Origin of the sequence: Streptomyces violaceus, from assembly GCF_036014075.1 — a bacterium.
Lineage (GTDB): Bacteria > Actinomycetota > Actinomycetes > Streptomycetales > Streptomycetaceae > Streptomyces > Streptomyces violaceus.
On record NZ_CP107911.1, the window covers coordinates 4,221,556 to 4,239,358 of the forward strand.

General features: G+C 70.8%; 11 protein-coding genes, 1 tRNA gene and 1 pseudogene. 5 read left to right on the forward strand and 8 right to left on the reverse strand.

Annotation, left to right across the window (positions count from 1 at the left end):
• Nucleotides 1-3: 3 nt before the first annotated feature.
• The 4 genes from OG542_RS18925 (at nt 4) to OG542_RS18940 (ending at nt 5,538) form a co-directional block, all read left to right on the forward strand.
• Nucleotides 4-1,425, forward strand: a complete 1,422-nt coding sequence (locus OG542_RS18925; RefSeq protein ID WP_328412382.1) for an FG-GAP-like repeat-containing protein — start codon at nt 4-6, stop codon at nt 1,423-1,425.
• Between the two features lie 118 nt (nt 1,426-1,543).
• Nucleotides 1,544-2,983: an FG-GAP-like repeat-containing protein gene (locus OG542_RS18930; RefSeq protein ID WP_328412384.1), complete on the forward strand. Its 1,440-nt coding sequence runs from the start codon at nt 1,544-1,546 to the stop codon at nt 2,981-2,983.
• A 42-nt stretch (nt 2,984-3,025) separates the two neighbouring features.
• Nucleotides 3,026-4,456, forward strand: a complete 1,431-nt coding sequence (locus OG542_RS18935; RefSeq protein ID WP_328412386.1) for an FG-GAP-like repeat-containing protein — start codon at nt 3,026-3,028, stop codon at nt 4,454-4,456.
• A 71-nt stretch (nt 4,457-4,527) separates the two neighbouring features.
• Nucleotides 4,528-5,538 carry a Yip1 family protein gene (locus tag OG542_RS18940; RefSeq protein ID WP_193479439.1) on the forward strand — a complete coding sequence of 337 codons (1,011 nt, stop codon included), beginning with the start codon at nt 4,528-4,530 and terminating at the stop codon, nt 5,536-5,538.
• A 56-nt stretch (nt 5,539-5,594) separates the two neighbouring features.
• Here the strand turns inward: OG542_RS18940 and OG542_RS18945 are convergent, their stop codons facing one another.
• The 4 genes from OG542_RS18945 to dcd form a co-directional block, all read right to left on the reverse strand.
• The gene (locus OG542_RS18945) at nt 5,595-6,347 is read right to left on the reverse strand and encodes a recombinase family protein (protein WP_328412388.1); all 753 of its coding nucleotides are present in this window, start codon (nt 6,345-6,347) and stop codon (nt 5,595-5,597) included.
• A gap of 196 nt (nt 6,348-6,543) precedes the next feature.
• Nucleotides 6,544-6,897 carry a VOC family protein gene (locus OG542_RS18950; RefSeq protein ID WP_261680111.1) on the reverse strand — a complete coding sequence of 118 codons (354 nt, stop codon included), beginning with the start codon at nt 6,895-6,897 and terminating at the stop codon, nt 6,544-6,546.
• Nucleotides 6,898-7,484: 587 nt separating this feature from the next.
• Nucleotides 7,485-7,994: a phosphoribosyltransferase gene (locus OG542_RS18955; protein ID WP_311126879.1), complete on the reverse strand. Its 510-nt coding sequence runs from the start codon at nt 7,992-7,994 to the stop codon at nt 7,485-7,487.
• 10 nt (nt 7,995-8,004) lie between these two features.
• A complete protein-coding gene (gene dcd / locus OG542_RS18960) occupies nt 8,005-8,580 on the reverse strand; it encodes a dCTP deaminase (RefSeq protein WP_328412393.1) in 576 nt (191 codons plus the stop codon).
• Nucleotides 8,581-9,138: 558 nt separating this feature from the next.
• On the opposite strand from dcd, the gene OG542_RS18965 reads away from it, so the two are divergent.
• A tRNA-Gly gene (locus OG542_RS18965) sits at nt 9,139-9,212 on the forward strand.
• Between the two features lie 125 nt (nt 9,213-9,337).
• Here the strand turns inward: OG542_RS18965 and OG542_RS18970 are convergent.
• The 4 genes and pseudogenes from OG542_RS18970 to OG542_RS18985 all read right to left on the reverse strand — a co-directional run bounded on the left by OG542_RS18970 (nt 9,338) and on the right by OG542_RS18985 (nt 17,777).
• Complete coding sequence (locus tag OG542_RS18970; RefSeq protein ID WP_328412395.1) at nt 9,338-10,141, reverse strand: calcium-binding protein; 804 nt, start codon at nt 10,139-10,141, stop codon at nt 9,338-9,340.
• Between the two features lie 64 nt (nt 10,142-10,205).
• Entirely contained in the window at nt 10,206-11,498 is a 1,293-nt protein-coding gene (locus tag OG542_RS18975; RefSeq protein ID WP_328412397.1) for a hypothetical protein, read from the reverse strand.
• Between the two features lie 380 nt (nt 11,499-11,878).
• Nucleotides 11,879-12,615 (reverse strand): annotated as a pseudogene (locus tag OG542_RS18980) (flavodoxin family protein).
• A 266-nt stretch (nt 12,616-12,881) separates the two neighbouring features.
• Nucleotides 12,882-17,777, reverse strand: coding sequence for a DNA repair ATPase (locus OG542_RS18985; RefSeq protein WP_328412399.1), 4,896 nt, complete (start codon nt 17,775-17,777; stop codon nt 12,882-12,884).
• Nucleotides 17,778-17,803 lie beyond the last annotated feature (26 nt).

Here is a 17,803-nt window from a genome sequence, read left to right on the forward strand (position 1 = left end):
CCCATGCGTCTGCGCAGCGCCGCTCTCCTCCTGGCGGCCCTCACCCCTCTCACAGCCGCCCTCACCGCACCCGCCGCCCACGCCGCCACGGCCGCCGCCCCGTACGACTTCAACGGCGACGGCCGCACCGACCTGGCGATCGGCGCCCCGGGCGCCACGGTCGCCGGGAAGGCGAAAGCGGGCGCCGTGTCCGTCGTCTACGGCAGCACGAGCGGGCCGAAGAGCTCGACGCGCACGCTCCTCACCCAGGACACCGCCGGGATGCCGGGTGCCGCCGAGGCCGACGACGCCTTCGGCTCCGCGCTCGCCTCCGTGGACCTCGACACCGACGGCTACGCCGACCTGCTGATCGGCACGCCCGGCGAGGACGGCAGCGACACCAACGACGGCACCGTCACCATCGTCTGGGGCTCGAAGTCCGGCCTGTCCGGAGCCCGTTCGCTGTTCAGCTTCTTCAGCACCGACTACGACCGCTACGGCCAGACCCTGGCCGCGGGCGACTTCGACAACGACGGCGACCCCGACGTGGCCGTCGGCTCCACGGGCCCGATCACCCTCTCCCTCGTCGCCGGCCCGATCACCAGGACCGGCGCACACAACGGCGGTTCGGGCTCGCGCAAGGACATGTGGTCCACGTCGTACGGCATCACCCACCTGTCCTCCGGCGACGTCACCGGCGACGGCCACCCCCGGGTGATCCTGCACGGCCGCGCGGGCGGCACCGACGACGCCGTCACCGCCCTGGCCGACCTGGAGATCGGCAACTACACCGACTGGCTGCAGAACCTGCCCGCCGGCTACGTCTCCGCCGTAGCGGACATCGACAAGGACGGCTACGCGGACATCGCCGTCGGCAACGACCGCGAGACCTCAGCCGACCCGGCGGGCGCCCTCGGCGGCAAGGTCACGGTCGTCTACGGCGGACCGGACGGCCGGGACACGAGCCGCGCGCCGCTCCTCCTCACCCAGGACACCGCCGGTGTGCCCGGCGCCTCGGAGAAGGGCGACCGCTTCGGCAGCGGCGTCGCGCTCGGCGATGTCAACGGCGACGGCTACGCCGACCTGGCTGTGGGCACCGCCGGCGAGAACTCCGCCGCCGGTGCCGTCACCGTGCTGTACGGCTCGGCGTCCGGCCTGACCACCAAGGGCGCGACGTCGTACACCCAGAACACCGCGGGCGTGCCCGGCGGTTCCGAGCAGGGCGACCGCTTCGGCGAGCGCGTCACGCTCACCGACCACACCGGCGACCGCCGCGCCGACCTGTCCGTCTCCGCGCCGGGCGAGAACTCCGGCGACGGCGCGGTCTGGTCCCTGCGCGGCACGACGACCGGCCCCACGGCCACCGGCTCGACGAGCTTCGGCCCGGGCACGACGGGCGTCTCGACGACCGGGGCGCCGGCATACGGCACCGCTCTCAACTCCTGAGCTCCTGAACTCCTGAGCTCCTGAGCTCCTCAAGGCCCCAACGCCTCAACACCTCAACTTCCGGACTTTCACGACTACTTGATCACGTGATCACTTGATCACCGAAACGGGGACTCCGATGCGCAGACGCACCCTCCTCCTGGCCGCGACCCTCACCACCGGCCTCCTCACCACCCTGACCCTGCCCGCGACCACGGCCACCGCGGCGCCCTCCGGCCTCTCCGGCGACTTCAACGGCGACGGCCACCGCGACCTCGCGATCGCCGCCCCGCTCGGCAAGATCGGCGGCAAGACCGGGGCCGGCTACGTCGCCGTCGTGTACGGCACGGCGAGCGGCCTCGACAGCTCCAAGCGCCAGATCATCAGCCAGACCACCGACGGCATCCCGGGCGTCCCGGAGTCGTCCGACTACTTCGGCGACCGCCTGACCACCGGTGACCTGGACGACGACGGTTACACGGACCTGATCGTGGGGGTGCACGCCGAGCAGATCGGGTCCACCGGCGACTCGGGCGTGCTGACCGTCGTCTGGGGCGGCGCGAGCGGCCTGAAGACGGCGACCGACCTGTCCGCCCCGCTCCCCGAGAACCGGAACGAGCTGGGCTGGTCCGTCGCGACCGGCGACTTCGACGGCGACGGCGACACCGACCTGGCCGCCGCCAACATCGCCTACCCCGAGCTGAACGTCTTCGAGGGCCCGGTCTCACGCACGGGCAAGGCCGCCGAGCTCACCGGCGTCGACACTTCCACCCAGACGGGCATCAACACCGACAGAATCGTCACGGGCGACGTGACCGGCGACGGCAAGGCGGACCTGCTCGTCATGGGCCAGGAGGAGAGAAGCGGCGGCTACCGCACCCGCGGCGTGCTGTACAAGGGCTCCGCCACCGGCCTGACGCCCGGCGGCAAGGTCGCGGGCGGCTACGACGCCGTCATCGCGGACGTGGACAAGGACGGCTTCGGCGACATCGTCACCGGCAACTTCATGGAGAAGTCGGCGGACGAGCCGAACGGCGGCCCGGGCGGCGCGGTCACCGTGACCTACGGCGCCTCCGGAGGCCTGAGCACCCGCACCCCCGTCCGCATCACCCAGGACACCGCGGGCGTGCCCGGCGCCGCCGAGAAGAACGACCGCTTCGGCTGGAGCCTCTCTGCGGGCGACACCAACGGCGACGGCTACGCCGACATCGCGGTCGGAGCCCCGTACGAGGTCATCGGCTCGAAGAAGCAGGCCGGCACGGTCACGGTCCTGCGCGGCTCGGCGTCCGGTCTGACCGGCAGCGGCGCCAAGTCCTTCTCGCAGGACACCGCGGGCGTCCCCGGCGCCGTCGAGGCGTACGACTCCTTCGGCTACGCCGTCCAGCTCACCGACGCGAGCGGCGACGGCCGCGCGGAGCTGGCGGCGAGCGCCTCCGGCGAGAACACCGGCGACGGCGCGGTCTGGCTGCTGAAGTCCACCGCTTCCGGCATCACGGCCACCGGTTCCAAGTCCTTCGGCGCCGCGACCGTGGGCGGCCCGGCGGGCGACGCGTACTTCGGTGACGTGCTCGCGGGCTGACCCCCGTACCTGTCCCACCCCCCTCACCAGGAGGAACACCGCATGCGCAGGCACACAGCGGCCACCATCGCCGCAGCCCTGCTGAGCGCGGGTCTCACCCCGCTCACACTGGCCACCCCCGCCTCCGCCGCCCCGGCCAAGCACGCCGACGACTTCAACGGCGACGGCTACCGCGACCTCGCCGCCGCCGCGCCCTACACCCCGGTCGGCGGCAAGACCGACGCGGGCGCCGTCGTCATCACCTACGGCTCCGCGAACGGCATCAGCGCCGCCCGCCGCACCGTCCTCACCCAGGACACGGCCGGCATCCCCGGCACCGCCGAGCAGGGCGACCGGTTCGGCAAGGCCCTCACCTCCGGCGACCTGAACAGCGACGGATACGCCGACCTGGTGATCGGCAGCACCGGCGAGGACGTCGGCACCGATGCCGACGGCGGCTCCGTCACCATCGTCTGGGGCGCGAAGTCCGGCCTGTCCGGCGGCCGTGGCGTCCCCGACCCGGCCGTGGCGGCCCACGACGAGTACGGCATGTCCCTCGCCGTCGGCGACTTCAGCGGGGACGGCCTGGCCGATCTCGCCGTCGGCAGCACCGGCAGCGACATCTGGGTCCACGAGGGCCTCAACAAGGCCTCCGGGTCGGGCGCCCACCAGGAACTCGCCAGCGGCCTGAGAGGCGGTGCCGGCCTCGCCGGTGCCCAGAGCCTCGCCGCCGGCGACATCGACGGCGACGGCACCGACGACCTGGTGGCCACCGGCAGCGAGGCGTCCACATACGAGGACGGCGCCATGGTCTACCTCGGCTCCGCCTCTGCCCTGACCCGCCAGACGTTCCTGAAGAGCGGCGGCTGGGAGCTGGCCGCCGTCGGCGACCTGAACGGCGACGGCTACGACGATGTCGTCACGGCGGACTACGGCGGCGACGCCAAGAGCCTCGGCGGCTCGGTCAGCGCCTGGCTCGGCAGCGCCACCGGCGTCCGCACCAGCCCTCAGACGACGATCAACCAGGACACCCCCGGCGTCCCCGGCGCGGACGAGGAGGACGACTGGTTCGGCAACGACCTCTCCATCGCCGACGCCGACGGCGACGGCTACGGCGACCTGGCCGTCGGCACGATCCACGAGGACGTCGGCACCGCGGACATCGCCGGCAGCGTCACCGTGCTGCGCGGCTCGGCCGCCGGCCTGACCGGCGCCGGCGCCCAGTCGTTCACCCAGAACACGGACGGCGTCCCCGGCACCGCCGAGTCCGCCGACCGCTTCGGCGCGTCCGTACGCCTGTCCGATCTCACCGGCGACGGCAAGGCGGACCTGGCCGTCGGCTCCGACGGCGAGAACCACCCCTCCGGCTCCCTCTACAGCCTGCGCGGCTCGGCCTCGGGCGTGATCACGAAGAACGCGATCAGCTTCGGCCCCGGCTCCCTGGGCATGTCGACGACGGACTATCTGAGGCTGGGCCAGGACATGCTGAGCTGACCCCGCGGTGCGAGGCCCTACGGCCGAACCCTGACAACCCATGGGCTCCCAACGGGCCTTACCCCTAAGGGATGTCACAGCTCGGCCGCAAAGCCGGGCCCGGAAGCCCGGGCCCGGCACGCCACCGCCCTGGACCAGGTACGTTCGAAGACGTGGCTGGATTCAGGATCGGACGCGGCCGGAACAACGGCGCTCCTCAGACGCGACCGCAAAACCCTCCGTACGGGCAGCAGACGCCGCAGGGGCCGCCGAACGGCTACCCGCCGGCGCCGCAGCCGTACCCGCAGCAGCAGCCGTACGGCAACGGCGGCGGCCCCACCTGGCCGCAGGCGAACGCCGGGCCCGGCGGCGGCTACGGCGGCCAGGGCGAGCCGGAGTACTTCGGCGACGGCGCGTACCCGCCCGGCCCCCAGGGCCCGCCCGACCCGTACGCGGCGAACAACCCGGGCCACACCCAGGCCTTCTCGGTCGGTGAGGACCCCTACAACCAGGGCGACACCTACCGCGCCGGCGCGGCGGCCCCGCCGCCCGGCCCGGTCGGCCCGCGCCTGCACTGGAAGGCCCTGCTCCGGGGGATCGTCCTCTCCCCCAACCAGACGTTCCTCCAGATGCGCGACTACTCGATGTGGGGCCCGGCCCTCATCGTCACGCTGCTCTACGGCCTGCTCGCCGTCTTCGGCTTCGACGGCGCCCGCAAGGACGCGATAAACGCCACACTGTCGAACGCGGTCCCGATCGTCCTGACGACGGCCGTCGCGATGGCGCTCAGCGCGTTCATCCTGGGCGTGGTCACCCACACCCTGGCCCGCCAGCTCGGCGGCGACGGCGCCTGGCAGCCCACGGTCGGCCTGTCCATGCTGATCATGTCCCTCACGGACGCGCCCCGCCTGGTCTTCGCGATGTTCGCCGGCGGCGACGCGACGTTCGTACAGCTCCTGGGCTGGGCCACCTGGATCGCGGGCGGCGCACTCCTGACCCTCATGGTCAGCCGCTCCCACGACCTGCCCTGGCCGAAGGCACTGGGCGCGTCGGCGATCCAGCTGATCGCACTGCTGTCGATCGTGAAGCTGGGCACGGTCTGAGGACGGACGGGAACGAAAGAAGGGGCTCCCGGAGGAGCCCCTTTTCTTATTGCTTCTCAGGCGTCGAGAACCTGCCCGGCCCGCCGCACCACCGGCGGTTCCACGGACCAGGCTTCGTTGACCTGATGAGGGTCGTTGCGGACGGGGATCTTCTTGGTCCTCGCGGCCTGTGTCAGCTCGGCGATGTCCGCTTCGACGGCAGCCAGCTCCGACACCTTCGGCCACGCATCTACGGGGCTGACGGCACTGTCGGCGGCTTTCTGCCGCTGCTCGGCAAGAACCAGGCTGATGACGAACTCGTCGACGGGCTCACCGACGCGGCCGACCTGCCCGCACCCACCATTCACCACCGAGCACTGATAGGTGAATCTGGCGGCCTTTGAGCCTGGCTTCCACCGCTTGTTGACCTGGCCGCGAATCTTCGTGTGGCACAGCCCGCACCGCGCGATGCCGGACAGCGGGTACTTGCGCGCGAACGACCGACCGGGATCTTTCCTCTTGTGCTCGGCGACGACCGCGCACACCGCTTCCCACTCTTCAACGGTGTTGATCGTCTCCCACTCACCGATGACCGGCTGGCCGTCATCGTCGAGGAGGATCTCACCCCGGTAGGTGCGGTATCCGCACAGTCGCGGATTGGTCAGCATGTGCTCGACATGGCGCCGTCCCGGAGTGCCGGCCGGAGTAGTGGCGTGCGCGGAGAGCTCCCATCCCGTCTGCCATCGACCCAGGCAGAGCCGAGCAGACGCGGCCCCTGGCGTCCAGGTTGTTCGTACAGTGGCGCGCTCCACCTGGACGCCAGAAACCACGCCGGCTCCACGGTGTGTGGGTCTACGGCAGACGGGATGGGAGCTGGGGAGGGTGATGGGTGACGGACGGGGTGAAAGTGCGGCTCGAGGTCATGTCCCGTGTAGTGGTGTAGCCGGGTCGGCGAACAGCGGCTGGGGCAGCTGCGGGTGGGCGAAACCGTCCGGTACCTCCGCCCGAACGGCTGCCCGGCCCCGCTCAGCTCTTCCGCTCACCCAGGACACAGAATTCGTTGCCCTCCGGGTCGAGGAGGGTCACCCAGTGCTGCTCGTCCTGCACGGTGTCGGCGCGCCGGGCACCGAGGGAGAGCAGCCGGGCGACCTCGGCCTCCTGGTCGTCGGGGCGGAAGTCGGGGTGGAGCCGGTTCTTCGACGTCTTGCCCTCGGGGACAGGCACGAAGAGCAGCCCCGGCATCTGGTCCGGCTCAGGCCGGATCTCGATGATCTCCTCGGATTCGTCGACCACTACCCAGCCGAGAGCCTCGGCCCACCAGCGCCCGAGGGCGATGGGATCGGAGGAGTCGACGATGATCTGTTCCCATTCGAGCGCCATGGGCATGAGCATAAACAGAGTCGGCTGGCTGCCAGGGCTGGGGGTGACTGCCGTCGACCGCCGGTCCGGTGTGCGGATCGTGTCCCGCAGAGCGGTGTAGTAGCGCGATGTGGTAGCAGCAAGTCGCGAGAAGTGATCGCTGCTACACCACTCCAGGGAACACCACCCGGCTCGAAGGACGGGCACACGAGCCACTGACGTGCGCTCCTGGGTCAGTGCGGACCACGCCGCCCTTGATGCCGAGTTCTACCGCGTGGTCAGCGACTGGCTGGCTCGCGAGTGGCCTTTCGACACCCTTTCGAGGGCGGGTTCCCTCAGCCCTCCGGGCCCTTCGACGGCCGCCAAGCGGTAGGGCCAGCAGCCCTGCCGTTCGCGTGATGGTGGCGGCTCAACCCGATGTGGGCTTGCCAGCTCCTGGATGCCGAGTGATCAACCCCTGGGCCGTGCGAGGGCGCCCGACGCCGACAAACAGCGGCCGACAGTGACAGGCGAGTCCCAGCCGCCAACCACGAACCTCCCGGTCACAGCCCCCGCCCCTACGCGTTTCCACCCAGGGGTGGCGATACGCCAAGACGTTTGTGACCAGGTCAGAGCGCTTCCTTCGACGGAGTGATCGGCTCCCCAGACCTACGTACTGGAGGCAAGACACTCCACGGGAAGTTGATCCACTCATCGGTCCGCTTCCACACGTACTCGCACTTCACCAGTGACTGGGACTTCTCGTAGACCACGGCGCTGCGCACCTCGGCGACGGTCTCGAGGCAGAAGTCGCGCACCAGCTTGAGCGTCCTGCCGGTGTCGGCGACGTCGTCGGTGATCAGCACCTTCTTGTCGGAGAAGTCGATCACGTTGGGGACGGGGGCGAGCATGACGGGCATCTCGAGGGTCGTCCCCACGCCCGTATAGAACTCGACGTTCACCAGGTGGATGTTCTTGCAGTCGAGGGCGTAGGCGAGCCCGCCGGCCACGAAGACCCCGCCGCGGGCGATGCTGAGCACGACGTCGGGCTCGTACCCGTCGTCGGCGATGGCCTGCGCGAGCTCGCGCACGGCGACGCCGAACTGCTCGTAGGAGAGGTTCTCCCGTACGTCACTCATATCCGGCCGCTCACACCTGGGTCCGATGGAAGTTGAGGAAGGACCGGGAGGCGGTCGGCCCCCGCTGCCCCTGGTACCGCGACCCGTACCGCTCGCTCCCGTACGGGAAGTCGGCGGGCGAGGTGAGCCGGAACATGCACAGCTGCCCGATCTTCATTCCCGGCCAGAGCTTGATGGGCAGGGTGGCGAGGTTGGACAGCTCAAGCGTCACGTGGCCGCTGAAGCCGGGGTCGATGAACCCGGCGGTCGAGTGCGTGACCAGCCCCAGCCGCCCCAGCGAGCTCTTGCCCTCCAGCCGGGAGGCGAGATCGTCGGGCAGCGTGATGACCTCGTACGTACTGGCGAGGACGAACTCCCCCGGGTGCAGGATGAACGGCTCGTCCCCCTCCGGCTCCACGAGCCGGGTCAGATCGGTCTGCTCGACGGCGGGGTCGATGTGGGGGTACCGGTGGTTCTCGAACACCCGGAAGTAGCGGTCCAGCCGCACATCGATGCTCGACGGCTGCACCATCGCGTCGTCAAACGGATCGATACGCACTCGCGCGGCGTCGATCTCGGCCCGGATGTCCTTGTCTGAGAGAAGCACGCCCCGAGGATACGCAAGGCGCGCGGAGCGACCACAACCGGACGACTCCGCGCGCCTTATGCCCTTTGGCTATGTCTTTGTCCGCTGTTCGTTACTGCTCGCTGTTCGCTGCTGTTCGCAGCCGCTCGCTACCGCTTCTGGTAGCTGACGGGCACGACGCTCCGGAGCCGCGTACACCGCGGGCACCGGAGCAGCCGGCCGGGGCCGAGTCGCTCGGCCTGCTGCATCGGGAACGAAGCGGTGGTGAACACGTGCCCATCGGCACAACGGACGACGGTGCGCTCCATCAAGTCCAAGAGTCCCTTCCCCAAGAGCCGCGTCTGGCTGGTGCTTGCCTGACGACAAAAGCCACAGTACGGGATCAAAGGAACGGCCTTCGAGGCGGCGCTCCGGTCCCGCCCGGACCCTCGCCCACGCCCCCACCGTACGCCCCAACTCCGGTGACCCGCAGCCTCATCCCACCCCTGAAACACCCTCAGGCCCCGCGGCATCGACACCCGGGGCCTGACATGAGGTAAAGTGGCGACCGTTCGCCCGCCGACTCCGTCGGCGTCTTACGCGGGTGTAGTTTAATGGTAGAACATCAGCTTCCCAAGCTGAGAGCGCGAGTTCGATTCTCGTCACCCGCTCCAAGATGAAACCCCAGGTCAGCGGCCTGGGGTTTGTTTGTTGTCTAGTCCAATTTGAGGGCAGCGTGCCCTTCGCGTGCCCGGAGCGACTCGCCGTGCGAGCGTGAGCTTTCGAGAGCGACCTCGGGTTATTGCACGTCCACGAAGTCGCCGGTCGCCTTGGCGGCCGGGGTGGTGGAGGTCCCTGCGAAGTTCCAGCGCCAGTAGCCGTCTTCGGAGGCGGTGGCCGTGGTCGTCAGGTTGCCGGTGCTGGAGGTGTACACGGTCTTGACGGTCGCGTAGGCCGTAGTGCCGGCCTTGCGGAACTGGAGCCTCACCGGCTGGTTGGTGTAACCGCGGTAGTCGAGATTGTCCCAGTCGGCCCGGGTGAGCTTGCCGGTGACGGTGAGGGTCTTGCCCTTGGCAGTCGGTTCCGGGCCCGCGTTCACGGTGAGGTTGGACTGGCGCTGCAGACGGGTCGTGGTGTTGCTCGCCGATTGGGTCCAGCTGTCGTCATTGGCCACCCCCTGCACACTGACCTTCCAGGTGCCGGCATGGGCGTTGGTGAGCGCGGTGCCGCCGTACTTCCAGTCCGGTTCGAGGGAGATCGTCTGCGAGCAGGTGGAGGTGGTGGCGCTCGAGGCGACGCAGTCCGCATGGGAGTAGTACTGGTTCGACACGATGCGGCGGTCGTAGGTCTCGTAGGGGTTCGCACCCTCCGGTCCGCGCCACAGGACGAAGTCCGCGTCCTGGATGCCCGACGGGTGGGTGAAGGTCCCGGAGACGGTGACCGTCTTGGCGTAAAGATCGACCACGATGTTCTTGCCACCGTCGAAGGTGACGTTGCCGATCTGAACGTCGGTCTGGGTCTCGTCGCCGTAGGCACCGGGGGTGGCGAAGCCGGCCAGCGCGGCGACGGCACTGAGCAGGGCAAAGGCAGCGCGCTTGCGCATGTATCTCCTTGAGAGAGGCAAGAGTGGGGACCGGCCGAGCGGGAGCGGCGGGGCTCGAAGCCGGTCAGGGACCGGTGACCGACTTGATCGTGTACGGGAAGCTCTCCTGCTGCCAGATCACCGTGAACCGGGAGGTGGGGCGGGTGTCGACCTGGGGTACCCGGCCGTCCGACGTGAGTGTCTTCACGGTGCCGAAGGTGCCGGAACGGCTGATCAGGCGGGCGCCGGCCTTGGTGTAGCTGTACGGGGGCGTCGACTTGGGGACGACCGTGTGGAAGACCACCATGCCGTCGCCATCGTCGTCGAGAGCCAGGTCGGGGCGGTCGCCGGGACCCAGGCTGGTGACGGCGCCCCGGGCACCGGCCGCGGAGAGGCGGCGGCCGAGCAGCTCGAGCTTGCCGTTGTTGTAGCGGGTCCACACGATCATCGAGTCGCCGTCGAGGTCCGTCGCCAAGGCGTGATGGAAGCCCACGTTGTCCGTGGAGGCCGAGATGCGCAGGGGAGCCGCCAGGGTGCAGGTGCGGCTCCAGCGAGAGGCCCAGACCTGCGAGACGGAGCCGCCGCCGGAGTGGTAGGTGATGACAGCGTCGCCGTCCCGGTCCACGCCGACCCGCACCATGCCGAAACCGCCGTACGACGCGATGGGCGACGTGAGCACCTTCGTCGAGGAGACGGAGGTCGACGTGATCCGCCTGGCCACGACGTCCGAGGCCCGCGCCCAGGCGACGACGAACTGGCCGTTGCGGTCGACGCCGACGGCCGGTTTCTCGGCCGAGCCGGAGCCGAGGGTGATGGCCGCGCCGACCGTCCCGTCGAGCTTGAGGCGGCGGGCGACCGCGTACCAGCTTCCGTCGCGGATCTCCGTCCACGCCGCCATCGCGGTGCCGCCCGGGGTCACGGCGACCACCGGGGTGGTCGCGGGCGCCGACGTGGACAGCTTCTGCAGCGGTCCGACGAGGCTGCCGGAGGCCGAGAGCCGGCGGCCCACGACCTGGCTGTCCTGCTGCCAGACCACCGCCGAGTCGCCGGTGTCGTCGGAGGCGGCCTCCGGCCAGGACGGCGCGGCACCGTCGGGTGACAGGGTGCGGATCGCCGTCACCGTACTGCTCGCGGTCTTCACTCTGGCCTGGATCCGGTAGTAGCAGCCCGGCGTCGACAAGTCGCAGGCGTTCCAGGCCAGCAGGGCGTCGCCCTGCCGGTCGACCGACACCGTAGGGGAATCGTCAGGGGTCCAGCCCGAGGCCGACACGTTCCACGTCGACGTCCACGCCGCCTCGGCGTTCATGGCCATCGTCGCGGTGACCGCGATTCCGGTCGCCGCGGCGACGGAAACCCCGGCAAGAACACGACGCTTCACCGCACGCCGATGACGTGCTGCACGCAGAGCCACCCTCATCCCCCACTTCCCGTGACTTGAGCACAGCCGCCACAGGCCGCCCCCAAACACCCAGCGCATCTGCATGCTCAAACGTCACATGCGTTACGGACGGACATGAGGAGGCCCAGGTCAGAGCGGACCCCGGACCTGGGTCCTGGTCGCCGCACCAAGCTCACTGGGTGGGCGCTGTAGCTCCTGAGGCGCTGATCGGGCCCGGCAGGATCGCTCGGTTACTGCGCGACCGGCCGAAGGAGGTGCGCCGGAAGGGAGTGCCCTTCTCGCCCACGAATAACACTCCCGGCTGCCCGCAGCCTGATCGCGGTCCCGGAACCGGTCGGTAGGCGGCGCGTCCGTCCGGCTCAGCGGTGCTCGGGGTTGTCCGCCCCCGGGCGGCAGCCCGCGTCCCACTCCGAGCGCTGATTGCCGTGGGCGGGAATGCCTCCGGCGCGCTTCAGCAGAGCCGCGACGTGCATCAGGTTCCAGGTCATGAAACTGGTGTTGCGGTTGGTGAAGTCGTTCTCCGGGCCGCCCGAACCCGCGTCGAGATACGACGGGCCGGGGCCGGCGGCGCCGATCCAGCCCGCGTCCGCCTGGGGCGGGATCGTGTAGCCGAGGTGCTGGAGGCTGTAGAGGAGGTTCATGGCGCAGTGCTTCACGCCGTCCTCGTTGCCAGTGATCAGACAGCCTCCGACGCGACCGTAGTAGGCGTACTGGCCCTGGGAGTTCAGCAGGGAGGAGCACGCGTAGAGGCGCTCGACGATCTGCTTGGTGACCGAGCTGTTGTCGCCGAGCCAGATCGGGCCGGCCAGGACGAGGATGTCCGCCGCCGTCACCTTCTCGTACAAGTCCGGCCAGGCGTCGGCGGCGAAGCCGTGCTGGGTCATGTCCGGGTAGACGCAGGTGCGATGTCGTGGTCGACGGCGCGGATCAGGTCCGTGGTCACACCTGCGCCGTCCATGATGGCCCGGCTCTTGTCGATCAGGCCCTGGGTGTGGCTGAGCTGCGGAGACGGCTTGAGGGTGCAGTTGATGTAGAGCGCGGTCAGGTCGTCGTAGTGGTGCACGGCACGGGTGGGGGAGGCGGGCTGCACGGCCATGGCGGACTCCAGGGAGGAGAACGGACAGGTGAGGACCGGGGAAGGGCGGTGCTCCGAGCGGCCCCGGCGGCAGCGTCTCGTGGAACGCGCGCGATGTCCCGCTGCGACCCACCTGCGGACGCTGCTTTCCCCCCCACCGCCATCCGACCGCTCGCCAGGGATCCTGGATACGGCAGCGGGGCCCGGGTCCCGGCCGGACGAGGACGAGGCTGGCCGCCGCGTCCGGCGCGCGCCCGGCCGGGGGGCGCAGGACGGGCGATGGCACCTCAGTCCCCTCCACCGTCCGGTATCGGCCGTGCGGCGTGCCGAGCCGCAGGGTTGACGATCAGACGCCGCGGGTCGCTCGCCCGGTTGATCGCCGACTCGACGGCTGCGATCCGGTCGGCCAGGAGACCGAGGGCGGACACGGCTCGGGCGAGTTGGGTGTCCTCGGGGCCGCCGAGGGACTGGGCTCGGACGTGGGCCGCCTTCAACTCGGTCCAGCGGGCCGACTGCTCGGCGGTGAGGGTGCCGCGCAGTTCGGCCAGCTTCAGCAGGTTGGCCTCGGCTCCGGTGGTGAGGGTCTGGGCCTCGGCCCGGTACTGGTCCTCGATCAGCGCGGCCAGTTCGGCGTCGTTCATGACGGGCTGGACGCGCTGGGTGATCTTGTTCATGGTGCGGTAGGAGCCCTGGAGCCGGAAGGGCGGTTCCGTGCGGGTCGTGTCCGACTGGGCCGCCGAGGCGATGTACGCCGCGTTCACGGCCAGGACCGTCTCCCGCGCGGTGAGCAGGTGACGCAGTACGGCCAGGATCCGCTCCAGCTCCGCGGGGGCGTAGGGATGCGTCAGGCGGTCCTCACGAGCCGTCGGGTCGTCCTGGGCCAGGCGGATCAGCAGGTCGAGGTCGGTGCGGTCGCGGCCGGCGAGCGGGGCGAGGACCTGGTTGGCGGTGAGGGCGTTCTCGATGAAGCTGAGGGCGAAGACGTCGTCCTTGCCGGTCAGGACGTCGCCGAGGTTCCACACGTCGGCACGGTTGGCGAGCATGTCGGGCACCTGGAAGCGGCTGCCGGACTCGGTGTAGGGATTGCCGGCCATGCAGACGGCGAAGCGTTTGCCGCGCAGGTCGTAGGTGCGCGGTTCGCCGTCGCGTACGCCCTCGATGCGGCGGGTGGCGTCGCAGAGGGGGATGAACTTCTGGAGCAGTTCGGGCGAGGTGTGCTGGATGTCGTCGAGGTAGAGGAGGGTGTTGTTGCCCGCCGCCAGCGCGAAGTTGATCTTCTCGACCTCCTGGCGGGCGGTGGCGTTCGGCGCCTCGGCCGGGTCGAGCGAGGTGACGGTGTGGCCGAGTGCCGGGCCGTCGACCCGCACCAGGATCATTCCGAGCCGGTCCGCGACGTACTCCATGAGGGTCGTCTTGCCGTAGCCCGGCGGGGAGACGAGCAGGAGCAGGCCGCCGGTGTCGGTGCGCTTGGACTCGCCCGTGGTGCCGAGCTGCTTGGCGAGGCTGTCGCCGATGAGCGGGAGGTACACCTCGTCGATGAGCCTGCTGCGTACGAACGCCGGCATCACACGGGGCCGGTACTCGTCCAGGCGGAGACGGGTGCGTTCGAGGTCCACCAGGGCGGTGCGGCGGTGCTGGTAGGCGCGGTGGCCGGGTGCGTCGTGGGTTCGGAACCGCTGTGCGCGGGCGAGGAGTTCGTCGATGCGGACCGTGAGGGCACGGCCGGTGATGCGGGGGTGGGTGCCGAGCAGGCCCGTGACGGTTTCGGTGAGCGGCGCGTCGGACTCGTAGCGGGTCAGGCCGGGGCAGAGTTCGGCGGCCACCGCCTCGGCCAGGTCGCCGGGGGTGAGGTCGGTTCCGGTGGCGGTGGTGTACGCCGTCAGCCATGCCTCGACCAGTTGCTTCCGGGCAGCCGGGTCGGTGAGGGCGGTGATGTCGTCGTCGTAGGCCGGGGTGCCCACGGTGCGGCGGAACTTGTCCAGCAGGGTGCGGGTGCCGGCGCTGATGACGAAGCCGGGCGGGCCGCTGGTCAGTTCCTCGAAGAGGTACGCGGCCGCCGCTTCTCCGCCCGCGACGTCCGCCAGCTCCCGCTGCAGGCCGGCGATGGCGGGTGCCAGGCCGAAAGTGTGCCGGGCCCGTTCGAGGGACATCGCGCGCCGGGTCCAGCTCTGCCGCTCGTCGGCCGTCGTACCGTGCGCCCAGAACAGTTGGGCGGCCGCCCGTGCGGCCGGTTCGTGACGCAGCGGACCGGCGCCCTCGTGCAGGCGCAGGAGCGCGGTGAGGATCGCTGTCGCGTCGTGGTCGTGGACCCCGCGCTCGTAGCCCTCGTCGTACGCCGTCTCGGCGGCCTGCCGCACGAGGGCGGGCAGGACGGCCTCCGCCAGGGCCTCGGGGCCGTGTTCGTCCAGCAACCGGGCGGCGAGGTATTCGGCGCGGTAGACCTCGGGCGACTCGCAGGGCAGGGGACGGTCCCAGTACGGGCGGGTGGCGCTGAAGTCCGGGTCCGTGACCGGAGAGCGGTAGTCGGTGCCGGTCAGAGCGAAGGCGAGGGTGTCGCCGTGCGGGACGAGGGTGAGGTCGAGGGGCTGGGTGTTGACGGCGAAGCGGTGGGTGCCGAACCGGATCGTGCGGCCGTCGTCGGCGTACAGGTCGGTGCGGTCGCGCAGGGCGCGGAGCGCTTCCTGGCGGGCGGCTTTGAGGCGGCCGTCCAGTTCCTCGGCCCTCACTTGGTCACCGAGGTCGCGCAGTTCGTCGGCGGTGCGGCGGACCTTGGCGGGCAGCGGGTCGGACGTGAAGAACGTGGCGACGGCGTCCGCGTCCGGCTGGGCGGCGGCACGGCGGGTGACGGTCCGCAGGACGCGGGTCGCCGAGTCGGCCAGGCGTTCGGCGCGATGGGCGCGGGCGTCGGCGAGGGTCTGCTTGCGGGCGGAGAACGCCTCGTGGACCTCGTCGCGCTTGTCGGCGAGGGTGGCGAGGAAGTCGTCGAACTCGGCGAACCGCGACTCCAGGTTCTCCACCTGTACGAGCAGGCGGGCAAGCTGCTCGTCGCATGCCTCCGGGCTGTCGGCGGCGGCGAGTGCGCCGGTGACGGACTGGCCGAGCAGGGCGAACTCGGCGGCGAACTCGGCCCGTCCCTCTCGGTCGAGGAGTTCACGGCGCCGGCCGTCGAGGGCGGCGCGGGCGCGGTTGACGCCGCCGAGGACGGCGGCGATGCGCTCCAGGATCGCGGTGCGGACGGTGGCGTCGGCGATGTCGAGGCCGGCGACGACCTCGGTCACCGTGCCCAGCCCGTCGGCGAGTTCGTCCATGCGGGCGGCGACGGGCGCCGCCTCGGCCACGGTGGCGATCGCCTCGGCATCGGCCACGAGCCGCTCGACGTCCGCGTGGTGGTCGGCGAAGGCGTCCTCGCGGGCGAGGTGAGCCACCGCGCGCCGGCCGAAGGCGGCGAGGTCGGACTCGGTGTCGGCGGCGAGCTCGTCGATGCGGGCGGTGTCCGCGTACCGCATGTCCTTGAGGGTGAGCAGATGACCTTGAGCGTGCCTCAGTTCCGTCAGGCCGGTCACCCACTCGGCCGCGCTGCGCGCGGACTCGCCACGCAGCCGCCGGACGACCTCGGCGACCCGCGTGGCGGCTTCGGTGAGCGCGTCTTCGGCCTGCCGGGTGAGGGCCTGGACGGTCTCGAACTCGACCAGAACCTGTTGTGCCGTGTCGCGTAGTTGCGCCAGCGGGGTGTGGAGGTCGCCGAGTTCGGGGTGGCCCAGCCAGTGGTGGGTGTCCGCCGCCCGGACGCAGGCGGTGAGCAGCGCCTCGTACACCTCGCTCGTGGGGGTCGTATCGGCGACGGCGCCCGTGATGGAGAGGCAGTCGGAGATGCCGCGCACGAGGTCGGCGTTGCCGACGCGTGCCAGGGGGCCGGTGCCGACCGGCTGGGCGGCGGCGTAGGTGTCCGAGACGTACGGGGAGTTCCACAGCTGCACGGGGTGGACGCGCTGCGGTTCGTCGGTGTCGGCCCGGAGGACGGCGAGTGCGCCGTCGTCGAAGAGCGCCCAGCCGTGGCAGGGCAGGGGGTTGGCCATCTCCTTGCGGATCGTGTTGTACGGCAGGAGGAGGCTGCGACCCTCCGCGCGTGCGTGGAAGGCGTAGAGCACGTCCTCGCCGTTCGGGGAGCGGATCTCTCGCTCGAACTCCAGTTCCGCCGTGTCGAGTTCGTACGTCTTGTGGGTGCCGGTGGCCAGGCAGTAGCCGCCGGGGAAGACGATCCCCTGGTCCTCGGGCAGAGGGCGGCACGCCCGGCCGATGCCGTCGAGTCGGACGACGGCCCTGGTGAGGGTGTTGAACACCAGGTGGCGGTCGGTGTCCTCCTTGTAGGGGCGGATGCGCAGGAGGATCAGGGCGCCCACGCGCGCGTGGGCGATGTGCGCGTCCGCCAGGGACTGCAGCGGCTCGTCGACGGGCTCGGTGTAGATGCCTTCTGCCGTCTCGGTGTCGTCGTCGGTCTTGACGGTGAGGACACCGCCGACCGTGGAGACGAAGACCTCGCCGGTGATGGAGACATGCGGGTGCCGTCCGAGGACGTGGTCCTCGCGAGTGCTGTCGGTCCATTCGACGTCGTGGGACTGCGGCAGCACGTGGTCGCGCTCGCCCCGCGCGTCCAGGAACGTGACCGCTCCGTCGTCGGACAGGGCCCAGCGCAGCACCCGTGTGTCGTCCGCCTTCTCGCCGGTCTGGAACACGGCGAGCAGCCTGCCCTCGGTGCGCCGGAGCCGGAGGAGGCGAGCCTGGCGGTAGTAGCGGTGCAGGGCGCCGAACTCGCGGACGAAGGCGGGGTCGTCGAGCAGGCCGGGGACGGAGTGGTCGGGCAGCCGTTCGAGGTCGCGGTCGTACAGGGCCAGGACGTCACCGACGCGCGTGCCGGCCTCCCGGCTCGGGACGGCGTTGGAACCGACGAGCAGTGCGGCGCCCACCGCCACGACGTCCCGGGGCACCGCGGCGTGCTCCGTGCGCAGTCGCTCGGTGCCGGCGAGTTCGAGCCGCGTCGAGCCGAACTCCTCACCCCGGCGGGCGTTGAGCGCCTCGGCGCGGCGGGCGAGTTCGGCGGCCTGCGCGGTGAGGCGGTCGCGCAGCACCTCGTACGTGCCCGTGTCCACGGGGTCGTACGTGCCGGTGTCCGGGACGGTCGTCATGGCGTGCCTCTCGGGAAGTCGATGAG